At 37.8% G+C, this 12338-nt stretch carries 9 protein-coding genes; 4 read left to right on the top strand and 5 right to left on the bottom strand.

The window, feature by feature from the left end; genetic code table 11:
* The first annotated feature begins 84 nt into the window (after nucleotides 1-84).
* Entirely contained in the window at nucleotides 85-1911 is a 1827-nt protein-coding gene (locus I7H67_RS01480; protein WP_198306910.1) for a monovalent cation:proton antiporter-2 (CPA2) family protein, read from the top strand.
* 125 nt (nucleotides 1912-2036) lie between these two features.
* On the opposite strand, the gene I7H67_RS01475 is transcribed toward I7H67_RS01480, so the two are convergent.
* A complete protein-coding gene (locus tag I7H67_RS01475) occupies nucleotides 2037-2870 on the bottom strand; it encodes an SDR family NAD(P)-dependent oxidoreductase (RefSeq protein WP_198306909.1) in 834 nt (277 codons plus the stop codon).
* A 50-nt stretch (nucleotides 2871-2920) separates the two neighbouring features.
* Nucleotides 2921-3298 carry a DoxX-like family protein gene (locus I7H67_RS01470; protein ID WP_198306908.1) on the bottom strand — a complete coding sequence of 126 codons (378 nt, stop codon included), beginning with the start codon at nucleotides 3296-3298 and terminating at the stop codon, nucleotides 2921-2923.
* Between the two features lie 474 nt (nucleotides 3299-3772).
* Here I7H67_RS01470 and I7H67_RS01465 point away from each other — a divergent pair, with 474 nt between their 5' ends.
* Entirely contained in the window at nucleotides 3773-4864 is a 1092-nt protein-coding gene (locus I7H67_RS01465) for a DUF6670 family protein (RefSeq protein ID WP_198306907.1), read from the top strand.
* Nucleotides 4865-4994: 130 nt separating this feature from the next.
* On the opposite strand, the gene I7H67_RS01460 is transcribed toward I7H67_RS01465, so the two are convergent.
* Nucleotides 4995-6053, bottom strand: coding sequence for an AraC family transcriptional regulator (locus I7H67_RS01460; protein ID WP_005306915.1), 1059 nt, complete (start codon nucleotides 6051-6053; stop codon nucleotides 4995-4997).
* Nucleotides 6054-6163: 110 nt separating this feature from the next.
* Here I7H67_RS01460 and I7H67_RS01455 point away from each other — a divergent pair, with 110 nt between their 5' ends.
* Together I7H67_RS01455 and I7H67_RS01450 are read left to right on the top strand one after the other, a co-directional pair.
* Nucleotides 6164-7390, top strand: a complete 1227-nt coding sequence (locus tag I7H67_RS01455) for an oxygenase MpaB family protein (RefSeq protein WP_005306912.1) — start codon at nucleotides 6164-6166, stop codon at nucleotides 7388-7390.
* Nucleotides 7391-8018: 628 nt separating this feature from the next.
* Entirely contained in the window at nucleotides 8019-8573 is a 555-nt protein-coding gene (locus I7H67_RS01450; protein WP_151828229.1) for a TetR/AcrR family transcriptional regulator, read from the top strand.
* An 83-nt stretch (nucleotides 8574-8656) separates the two neighbouring features.
* Here the strand turns inward: I7H67_RS01450 and I7H67_RS01445 are convergent, their stop codons facing one another.
* The gene (locus I7H67_RS01445; protein ID WP_013197283.1) at nucleotides 8657-10255 is read right to left on the bottom strand and encodes a bifunctional aspartate transaminase/aspartate 4-decarboxylase; all 1599 of its coding nucleotides are present in this window, start codon (nucleotides 10253-10255) and stop codon (nucleotides 8657-8659) included.
* A 56-nt stretch (nucleotides 10256-10311) separates the two neighbouring features.
* The gene (aspT, locus tag I7H67_RS01440; RefSeq protein WP_198306906.1) at nucleotides 10312-11997 is read right to left on the bottom strand and encodes an aspartate-alanine antiporter; all 1686 of its coding nucleotides are present in this window, start codon (nucleotides 11995-11997) and stop codon (nucleotides 10312-10314) included.
* Nucleotides 11998-12338 lie beyond the last annotated feature (341 nt).

Here is a 12338-nt window from a genome sequence, read left to right as displayed (position 1 = left end):
AGGATACTTTTTCTCAAAACTAATAATCGCCCTTAAACCTAGTTTCACATAGAATAAATTGCAGATAAATAAAATGAGAAATGTATGAGCTCAGAAGCACATTCAATTAGCTTGGTTGCTCCCGTAGTTTTATTGGCAGCGGCTGTCATTGCAGTCCCTATTTTTAAACGTATTGGTTTAGGTTCAGTATTAGGTTATTTAATTGCGGGTCTGATTATTGGCCCATTCGGGTTTGCCTTTTTTCAAGATTCCACCGCAATTTTGCATATTGCCGAGTTAGGAATTGTGATGTACCTATTTGTGATTGGTTTGGAAATGCAACCATCACATTTATGGAGTCTTAGACGCGAAATTTTTGGCCTTGGTACGTTACAGATCATCATTTGTGCACTGGCTTTGACTGGCGTTGGGCTGTTATTTGGGTTTACGTGGCAAGTCGCTTTTATTGGTGCGGCAGGTTTCGTACTGACCTCGACTGCCATTGTGATGCAGTTATTGGGTGATCGGGGCGATTTAACCCAACCTCGTGGGCAAAAAATTGTAGCCATTTTACTTTTTGAAGATTTATTGATTGTGCCTTTGCTGGCTATTGTTGCTTTTATGGCACCGAATCATGTGGTCGAAAGCACATCTGTGCGCCTAGAAAATATAGGAATTGGCTTAGTCGCAATTGCAGGTCTGATTGCAGCAGGGTATTGGTTGCTGAACCCATTATTTAGGCTTTTGGCTGCCGCTAAAGCACGAGAAGTCATGACTGCAGCGGCATTATTGGTAGTGTTGGGTGCAGCGTTACTCATGCAAGTCAGCGGTTTGACCATGGCAATGGGTGCTTTCTTAGCAGGTGTGCTTTTATCTGAATCGACCTTTAGACATCAAATTGAAGCTGATATTGAACCATTTCGAGGAATCTTGTTAGGCCTGTTTTTCCTTGGCGTGGGCATGTCACTGGATTTATCAGTTGTCGCTCAGAATTGGCAACTGATTGTGAGTGGGGTAATTGCCCTGATGCTTGCCAAAGCGCTCATGATTTATATAGTCGCCCGAGTAACGAAAAGCTCTCATACTGAAGCGTTGGATCGCGCTTTACTTATGGCTCAGGGTGGAGAATTTGCTTTTGTGCTTTTCTCTGCCGCGCTAAGTGCACAAGTTATTGATAGTACGGTTAAATCTAATCTTACTGCTATTGTGGTACTTTCAATGGTGTTGACCCCAATTGTCGGTATTATTTTCAAACGTTTTACTCAAACTAAAGCGGATGTTTCATTAGAAAACGTCAATATTGCCGAGGGTTTAAGCGGTAGTGTTTTAATGATCGGTTTTGGACGTTTTGGACAGGTCACCAGTCAATTATTGTTGGCAAGAGGTGTCGATGTCACCATTATTGATAATAATACGGACATGATTCAAAACGCCGAAAAATTTGGTTTTAAAATTTATTATGGCGATGGCTGCCGTCTAGATATTCTACATGCTTCTGGTGCTGCAACAGCACAAGCGATTGTGGTGTGTGTGGACAGTAAAGAAACCACAAATAGAATTGTGGAACTCGTCACCCATGAATTTCCTTTAGCGAAACTATTAGTCCGTTCATATGATCGTGAGCACTCACTGCATTTAGTCAAACAAAAAGTGGACTTTATGATTCGTGAAACGTTTGAATCTGCAATTAAGTTTGGTGGCGTGATTTTGCAAGAACTGGGTGTAGATGAAGACGAAGTAGAAAGAATTACTGAGGAAATTCGAGATCTTGATAATGAGCGCTTTGAAACTGAAATCGCAGCAGATGATGTAAATGCGGGAGTGGGTATGCAATATACACATACGCATCCACGACCAACAGCACCATTGATTCGACCAAAACGGGAAGGACGGATTTTAAATAAAGAAGATAGCTCAGATAACGATTCTTGATGAGTATAAAGTTCAGTAAAAGCGCTCTTTAGAAGAACTTTTACTGAACAATAAACCTGATGCGCCTATCAATCAAACCATCTTAACTGAGTGAGATTAGATTTTTAGTCACATTATAAGCCCGACTACAAATGCTCTAAAGCTGTGCCTTTAACGGGGTTTCTACGCCAGTAATAAGGTTGCAAAAATCTAAGAAAAAGCTTCCACGGCGTGATCCAAGCGATGCGTCGGTTGGCTTTTTTATTTTGAATAATTTGTTTTGCTAAATACGCACAAACGACTTCAGGCGGATCAATCACAAAGAAAAATAACCGTTTCATCTTTTTCCAATTTTGGATGTTGCCATTGGTCCAAGACGAAACTAACAAATCGGTTGCAACCATGCCCGGGCTGAGTGTGCCGGTTAAAATAGCTGTCGATTTTGTCTCTTTATAAAGTGCTTTACTGAAATAACTTACGGCCCGTTTTGTGGTTGCATAAGGCGTCATGCCTGCACTCCATTCGCCGTTGCTTCCCCAACCTTCCATATTAAAGATTTGACCATAACCTTGTTTGAGCATGCCTTTTAACGCGACTTGCGAACCCAACATCGTGCCTAAAATATTAGTTGAAACAGCCGCGTTTAACTCTTCTGGCTGAAGGTCGATAAAGTCTTTGGTTGGGTGGCAGCTTCCTGCATTATTAATCCACACATCGACTTGTCCAAAGCGCTCAATTGCACCATCCCATAGGGTTTGCACATCAGACACTTGAGTCACATCGCAACACAGACCAATGAATTTTTCTTTATTGAAATGAGTTTCTAAATGAGAAAGAGCCTGCTTAAGATGCTCTGGGTTACGTCCAGCAATGACAACAGAACATCCAAGATCTAAAAAAGCATGGGCAAGGGCTAAACCAATACCTTTTGTACTGCCTGTAATGACCACACAGCAAACTTCAGTTTTGGGTAAACTCATTGCACTCTCTATATAAAATCTTTAAAAATAGTTACATGAATGGCTCTAAGTTAATTTAGCTCATTTAATAAGATGAGATAGACAACAGATAAACTTATCATCGAAAGATTCATCACGATAGGGTTGTAGGGCAAGATCAGGGTAGAGGGTATTAAAAAACCAATTAAAAGAAGCAGGCCAAGTAAACCCAAAATACTTAAATAATGAATATATTTATGTGCAGTAAAGAGAAAACATAAACCAAAAATCATTTCGGCAATACCACTTGCATGGCCTGCAAGTTTTGCATGTTCAAGTGATAGTCCTACCCATTGCCACACAAAAATTTCATCAGAATTAAGAAATAGGAATTTGGGAACGAGGCCTTGATAGATCCATAAAAAGGCCAGCACAAGGTTTATAAATTTGAAGATATTAATATTTTTCATGCAAATTACTTTAAGAGTTTAAAATTTTCTTTAGATCAAGCTTATTATATTAACTCATCAGATATAGTATTGAAGTAATTCACTATAGAACAATTTAGAATATTTAGAAAAATAGTAGGGCTGAAGTATTTATAATGTCTTATTCCAATTCTTATTCGAGTAGGGCGGGCAATTGGTTCTTTTGGAGTAGTATTCAATAGGTGAGTTCAGATGTTTTTTAATTGAAATGTCATAAAGAAAGGTTAATTTAAACCCATAAGAAAAATTGATGAAAATTGTTTCGAACAATAAAATCAAAAACAATTTTTAAAGACGTGGTCATGAGGTAATTAGAGCTAATTCGAAAGAGTTGGCTTTTTTGTTTTAGTGCATTTGCTTAGATCAAGATGTCCTTTATTAACATTCAATTGCAAATTATCAAGTTCTAATATGGAACTTCATTTTTTAAGTAGATAAAAATAAAGGATCTTAAAAATGCTAATCTCAAGCCATAGATTACCGAAGAGTCTTAAAGACAAAGCCAATCAAAAAGTTGCTAAACTTTCAGGGTCATTGTTAGGAGCTGTTACACCAGAGCGGCAATCGGTATTGCCAAAAGAGTTTGAACTTACTCCTCATACTCTTTATAAACGCTTTGGGAGCACACATTACGGGATCATGGTACCTGACTTACCTGAACCATTTCGATATTTATCTTGGGCTTCAGTTTTAGGTTATGTAGGATTTACGATTACAGATACCAACTATCAAATGTCTAAGGATGGAAAAGGGGATACAGCTTCGTTAGTGCATGGAACAGCCTTATCGACAACTTCTGAAGCTTACAGAATATATTCAATTAAAAATGATATTAAATTTAGCCAAAATCCTTTTGCGATTAATTTTGACAATCAAACTATCATGCATGAGCAAGGCGATGGATTCTTACTCATTACTAAAAGAGAAGATTTAGAGCTAGAACTTTATTTAAAGCCCACAAAAGCTATTTCATGGTTTGCCTATAGTGGCCTGTATAAGCACTTTAGTGTGCTCATGCAATATGAAGGTCATATCAAACAAAAGGGAAATAGTGAAACCGTTCAAGGACTTTGCACGTTGGAGTCTTGGAAAGCTGTAGCTACCTCAATGCTCAAAAACAAATGGTTAGTTGAGAATATTCAACTTCCTGTAAAAGTCTTTAGCTATCAAGTTATTAATATTGACCACGAACAGCAGTTATTGCTGGCTTTTATTTGCTATGAAGACCAACCCATTTTGACTTCTGTTTACTATCGTCATATTGATGGAACGTCAATTCAATATAATGGAGATATACTTTTTGAAGTAACGAGTCTTCAAGAAGAACCGCAGATTACTCCCGATAATTTTTCAATGAATGTACCAAATACTTTTCGCTGGGTTGCTTATCACAACAATCAAAAAGTTTTAGATATTTCAGCACATGTAGATACCCCGTATTGTTTCGGATTGGCAGCTGGTTTTGTTTCTTCATATGCATGGCAAGGTGAATTCTATGATCAGCCATTAGTGGGAAGGGGTTACTTAGAATATATCGACCGAAGGTAGAAACTTATTGCTTTTAACTTGCCAAATAAGCAAGGTAAGTTGATCAGGTTTATCAGTGGATGGGATTTATTGTCCAGAAACTCTAGACGAAGCTAATTTTGCTGTGCATTCTGTTTTCTGAATGTACAGCCTATTCAGACTTTAATTTTTTTCTATATTGATGAGGAGTTATACCTGAATATTTTTTAAAAGCCCTAACAAAGTTAGTAGACTCTTCATATCCGATCAAGTTTGCAATATCTTGAATATTATATTGTTCTTTTGCTAAAAGTTTTTTTGCTTCCTTGAAACGAATCTCATTAAGAAGTTGAAGAAAGCTAGTTCCTTGTGTCTGTAAATGGCGTTTAATCGTTCTTTCAGACATATTTAAACGTTTAGCAATCTCGGGAAGAGAAGGATAGTTTTTATTAAAATTATGTAAAAGTTCCATCTTTATCGAGTTTTGCAAATGATGTGTGGCATCTTTTACTATTAAACCTTTATCTTTTTCACAGTATTGAATAGCTTGTTGGAAGGCAACTAAATCACCTTGTGGATTGGACTGTTTTAAATATTTTAAAGGAAAAGCTATAGCATTCCGCTTACTATTAAAATGATATTTTATATTTTTATTTAAAATCTCTTCATAATCTGAAGATTCACACCAATCTAGAAAAATTTCACATTCCTCTAAATTTTCTTGAATAAGTAGTTCTAATAAATGAATTCCACCAAATAAAAGACTTTCAATTAAAAATGCTCTTAGTTGTTGAGACTGCTGTTCATCACCTAATTTTACTGGATGAACATCGTCTAGATAAATGTATACAAGTTTTTCGTCGAAAGTCCAATTAGGTATGAAACTTTGAATACGTGTACAGAAAAAATGTTGGCAAAGATTTAGAGCTGTTTCTACATCTACGCAACTCAAAAAAGCAAAACCTAATGAGCCATGGGCCGTTGGTCGTAAAGCTGATCCGTATTCTATTCCTAGACGGTTGTTACCAGTCAGCCGAAGTGCATTGGCTACTAATTTAGACCATTGATGTGCACTCATCTTTGCATCATATTGCTTGATGTCTAATAAGGATAGCCCTGTATTTTCTAGAAGAATCGCAGCACTAATATCATATTTTTCGCAAATCTCTAATAAAAGACGGGCATAAGAAATGGATATGGTCTCATGAAATAATCCAAAAGGATCTTGCATATATTTAGTCTTGGCCTAAATTGATCATTAATATGGCATATCTACACCTATTGTGTGAAGAGTTTTTTTAATAACTTATAAAATAATATTTGATCATTTTGAGTTCCCAGATGCTGGATAAATATTCTTATGCAATTGTTGAAAATCCAAGTGCAATGAAACAGTTTCCTTTCAATGTAGCCTCTAGATTTTTTAATAAAGATGCACCGAACGCTACAGAAGCACAGATAGCATCCTTTAATTGCTTTAGACAAATTGGTGATCCTATAGCAGATAATTTAGTTGAATGTATGCATAGAGTTGGATCTTCATCTAGGCATATGTTTAATCAAGCTCTTGAATATGGAATTGAGACGGTTGATAACCCACCTCAAGAACTCATAGATTTTTTTGCTGTAGTGGATGACTTCCCATATTGGGTAGATCATAAAAGGCTGGAGCGTGCTACTCGTTTTTATCAATTAATAGGTAAAGAAGCTTTTGCCATTTTTATTCCTGGTTTGGCTGTGAGTTATGTCGCTCCAGTTGCCAATCACGTTTTATTAAGATCGGGAGATCTTTATAAAAAAGCAGGAAAGCGTGCTGTAGAAACATTAAATTGGTTTAATGATGTCACTGCTCCGAATGGTATGTCTAGTCGTTTTAGTCCGGGATATAAGGCATGTATACGAATAAGAATGATCCATGCACATATGCGCAAAGCTATGAAATCCAAAAATGACTGGGATTTTGATCAGTGGGATGAACCTATTCATCAAGTTATTTACACTGCAACAATTTTACCATTCGCCTTACTTGCAACTTTGGGTGCAAATATTTTAGGAGTACTTTATGCGAAACAGGAGCGTGAAGATATTTTTCACCTGTGGCGTTTAATAGCACATGTTGTTGGGGTGCATCCTTCACTTGTTCCAACGAATGAACGAGATATTTGGCGTTTAACTTGGATCGAATTACATCAAGTTTTTATCCCTGATGAGACATCTGCCATGTTAGGAGGTGCTCTGTGGCAATCCTTAGATGAAATAATACGCATTGATCAAAATAAACTTATAGACCGTATTCAAAGAAAAATGACCCAAGATTATATTAGTACTCTTGCTCATTTAATGCTTGGTAAAGAGATCGCAAGCTCATTAACTTTCCCAAAAAAATCAATGACAGGCATCGCACTAGTCGGTGGTTCATTTGCTAAGAATTTTGTTGTCACTTCAGTTGCACGTGTTCTACCTAATGGTATTGATCGTTTAGGTAAATATAAAGCTAAACAACGCAATGAGTTCATGCAACAAATCATTAAAAATACTCAGGCTGATCTTAGTTATGAGAGGGGATAATGATTAAATAGTTGTATAAACCAAATTTAATAATAAATTTTAATTATTTATCCTTACTTTTTTAATGATCTAATTTAAAACAGATGTCATTTTGTGTGCTTGACTGTAATAGTGTTGAGCACTATCCTTTCCCTGCTGGCCTACATTGCCAGCCGGCTTTGACAGGCTGTTTTTCATCTAGGGCACCAAGAAAGTAATTTTTTGGTGACGAACTCGTTCGTCCTCCCTTCGTAGCGGTAGGACGGAGGTGGGACGCCTTGTGCGTGCCGGTTCCTAGATGACTGGTCTGTCAACCCACCTTCGTTCTGCCACCATAATTATTTGACAGTAATTCGGTAGAGCTTCTATTTCATCTAGGAGTCCGCCATGCGTACTATTTCTTCTTATTTTTTGGCCTTTGCCAAGCTCTCTCTATCCATACCGCTTAACTGGTCTGTAAAACGGTTTAAATATTTGTAGATTAAACTGTACTTCGTTACGACTAAAAACTCATAGCAACAATAAAGTCTGAGATTCGCTAGGGCATGGTTTTATGCTGCCTTGGCATGCCTGTTTTCTCGCCTAATATTTTGGTGAAGGTATTTCTATCTCATTTACTTACAACAAAAAAATATTTTAAGCGGTACATATGAAAAATTTAGAAGCTTCATCTAGAGCGACGCGAGCGCTTCACATAGCAGCAGATTTATTTAAACAATATGGCTTCAACAAGGTCGGGGTGGACCGAATCATGATTGAGACCAAAATTCCCAAAGCCACCTTTTACAACTACTTTCACTCAAAAGAAAGGCTGATTGAAATGTGTCTGGTCCTTCAAAAAGACCAGCTAAAAGAAAAAGTGAGAGCAGTGTGTGAATCTAGCCAATATTCAGATTTGTCTCTTAAGCTTAGACAAATCTATCTTTTACATGCTGACTTAAAAAGTGCTTATTATTTGTTGTTTAAAGCGATTTTTGAAATTGAAAAGCTTTATCCCAATGCTTATCAAAGTGCAGTGAGATATAGACAATGGCTTAAAAATGAAATTTTCAGCCTGCTAATAGAAACTAAGAAAACGGCTTTGTATGAGGAGTCTGATATTTTTGTATTTATGATTGATGGCGCCATTCTTCGGCTTTTAAGTTCAAGTAAAAATGAAGAGCCTGAGAGGTTACTGGATTACTTTTTAAATATGGTTTATTAAGTTGAACTTATTAAATTGAAATAGAAAATTAAAGAACGGAAAGGAAAAAGTGAGGCTGTTAGAGCCTCACTTTATATAGGTACTTATTTTCCTTTTTTGGTTTTTAAATATTCTGCATAAGCTTCATCTGCAAAGCGTCTTAGAGAATCACCAATTGCAGCATATTGGTATTCATTTAGGTTAGCTAAAGATGCACGAGCAGAAGGATGCTGCACACCGAAGCCAGAACCCGGTAATAAAACCACACCTGTTTCATCAGCTACTCTAAATAAAAGTTCTGTCGGATTTTTATTTTTCATGACCCAGTCGGCAAACTCATCTCCATAAAGAGTACGTGATGTGTTTTCAAGGTTGACTAGGGTGTAGTAGTCCACAGCATTTGGATCTGTTGGAACCTCGACACCAAGCTGTCTATAAAGTGCTGCATCGCGTTCACGCACAACAGACTTAACCGCTTTTTTGTAGCTTTGGCGTGAGTCCATTAAATTAAACAAGGCAAATAAAACCATTTGAACTTGTTGTGGTGTAGATAGACCCGCAGTGTGGTTTAAAGCAACATTACGGCTGTCTGCAACTAAGCGGTCAATAAACTTAATGCTTGCAGGGTCGGTAGTTAAAGATGAGTAGCGCTCTTCAAGCTCTTTCTTCTCTTTCTTTGATAAGTTCGCAATTTGTTTATCAAGCACATTGTTATTTGAAAGTGCAATGACACCGAGTCGCCAACCAGTCGCACCGAAGTATTTAGAGAATGAGTAAACCAAAATTGTATTGTCAGGACAGATTGCAAAAAGCGATTTGAAGTTATCTGCAAACGTACCGTAAACGTCATCGGTCAAAATAATTAGATCAGGGCGTTTTTTAACGATATCTGCCAGAATCGCAAGCCCTTCATCACTCATTTTTACAGATGGGGGGTTACTTGGGTTGACTAAAAAGAACGCTTTAATAGATGGATCTTCTAACTTTCTAAGCTCCGATTCTGGATATTGCCAACCGAGATTAGGGTCTGCCTCAATGAGTACCTCTTCAAGCTGATAGTCGTTGAGTTTTGGAATTTCCAGATATGGCGTGAAAATTGGGCTACCAATAGCAATACGGTCGCCGTTTTTAATAATTTTATTTTCTTTTAATGAGTTAAAAATGTAGGCCATCGCGGCTGTTCCACCTTCAACAGCGAACAAATCTAAGTCTCTTTTTTGCATGCCTTGTACGCCCATTTCTTTTAAGACGTACTCTTTAATAATCGTTTCACTGACTCTAAGCATTCGGTCTGGCACAGGGTAGTTACAGCCTAAAATCCCTTCAACCATTTCAAGTAAAAAAAGATCTGGGTCGAGACCTAACTGGTCACGTACATAAGACACGGCTTTACCTAAAAAGACCACACCAGGTTTGTCGCGGTTTTCCAAAATGAAGTTATCAAAACGTGACTGGAGTCCAACAGGGCGCGGGAAACCACCTAGACCTTCTGGCATATATGAAAATGAAAATTCGGATTCGGTCGCTGAAAATAGACCCAGTTGGAAGAATGCGCGACGTGGGATAGTCGCCAGAAAGTTCGGATTACCACGCCCAGCATTTAACATCATTCGGTCAGTTCTGCTTTGAGCTAATTCTATTAAATTATCTTTAAGCTCAAATGGGCTGAGTTTTGCATATTTAGAATAATCGACTTTCCCCATGGGACGTCTCCTTAATTATAGTGAGATGAATAAAATTTCTAATTCAATGTACAAAGTTAGGCTAAGCCTACGATTAGTGGTCCGAGTAAGGTCAAAAACACATTTGCTAGGGCATAGGTAATTGCAAATGGAACGGTCGGAATTGAGTTTCCTGCTTTATCTAAGATTGCCCCAAATGCAGGGTTTGCACTGCGTGAACCCGATAGTGCACCTGCCATCACTGCAACGTTGTTATAACGCAGAACATAACGAGCAAAGAGCATGGAAAGCAGTAGAGGCACCAGTGTTACGACAACCCCGATCATAAAGAGTGAAAGGCCACTTTCTTTAATGGTTTGAATGGCTTGTAAACCTGATTGTAAGCCGACGGCAGCAACGAATCCTGCCAGACCCAAATCTTTAAGAAGCTGCGAAGCTGCTAGAGGCATATTGCCATGCACCTGGTTTCTGCTTCGAATCCAACCGAAGAGCAGACCTGATAGTAATGCTCCGCCACCAGCGCCAAGAGTTAAGGGCACATCACCTAAACGAATCACGAACAGGCCAATCACTAAACCGACCACAAGGCCTGCACCATGGAAAATCCAGTCTGTTTTTAAGCTTTCAGGTAAGGCTTTACCAGCTTCTTTCACTAAACGATCGAGGTCGCTTTTTGTACCGTAGACGGTGACTACATCACCTTGGCGTAAAACAGTGTCGTCACTTAAAGGTTGTGGCTCATCGTTATGCTTAATCGCAAGTACATAAATACCGTGCTTTAAATACGCAGGCGTATTGGCCTTAATATCTCCTAAGGTACGGTTAATGTATTTAGAATTTCTTAGGATGACATCGCTGGTATCCATAATCATTTCCATACCTTGCGATGACTGTAATTCGCTACCGATTTGCTCGGCAACTGAAACTACATTGGCACGACGACCAACCAGCAAGACGACATCATCAGTTTGTAAGGTCAGTTCGGGAGCAACATCAATAAATTGATCTTTACGTTTTAACCGTTCAATCGTAATACTCTGTTCTTTTGCTTCAATCTCCGCAATAGTGTGTCCATTGGCTTGCTTAACTTTATAAATACGACCAACAATTTCCGGCATTGCCAGTTCTTGACCTGGGGCTAATTCGAAAGCACCTTTGAGTCGTTCACTTTGAGCTTTTAATGCATCATCGTGAATTTCTTTACCCATAAATTTAGGCAAGATGTTCACACAGACAATAATCGCTCCCAATGATCCAAAAATGTAAGTCACGGCGTATCCAATCGCGACATTGGCTTGAAGCCTTTGAATTTCTGCGAGTGGAAGATCGAGTCTAGAAATGGCATCTCCGGCAGTCCCAATAATGGCTGATTGAGTCATGCCACCCGCAGCGAGACCCGCAGCCAAGCCTTTATCAAGATGAAAAATTTTAGCCATGACTAAAACAGTGACTAAACCACAAACCGCCATGAACACTGCTAAAAGAATTTCTTTTATAGACTGTGGACCCAGTGATTTAAAAAACTGAGGGCCACTTTCAAAACCTACTGCATAAATGAAGAGGGCAAACAAAATTGCTTTAACACCGTTATCGACAGGTACGCCAATAAGGCTTAAAACAACTGCGACGAGTAAGGAGCCTGCGACTCCACCAAATTGAAATTTTCCAAATTGGAATTGTCCAATCCAGAAGCCGATTGCGAGTGATAAGAACAATAATATTTCGGGGCTGTGCTTTAAGACACTTTGTAACCATTCAATCATTTTGATCTCACTTTTATTATTAGATCTATCTTTAATATATGAAATTATTTATTTTTCCTTTTTTAAAATACAGTATGAAAATTGCTTAAGCAAACCTTCAAATCTGGTGAATTTCTTAAGTTTAATTGTATAAATAATATATTTAAAATGCTTGTGATCCAGATATATCGGTAATTCTGAGTGATTAAATCAACTTTAGTCTTTAACTTGGAGTAAAATTTAATTACAATAATATAAAGAATGTTTCATAATGTAAAAGAGCACACATACTAATTTTTGATTTAAAATTTTTATTAAAGTATTGATTTTTATAATTAATTATTTTTTTATTGTTATTGGGG

The sequence above is a fragment of the Acinetobacter sp. ACIN00229 genome (genome assembly GCF_016106645.1).
GTDB lineage: Bacteria > Pseudomonadota > Gammaproteobacteria > Pseudomonadales > Moraxellaceae > Acinetobacter > Acinetobacter oleivorans.
Note: the sequence above shows the minus strand (reverse complement) of the source record. Positions and strands in the feature narration are given on the sequence as shown.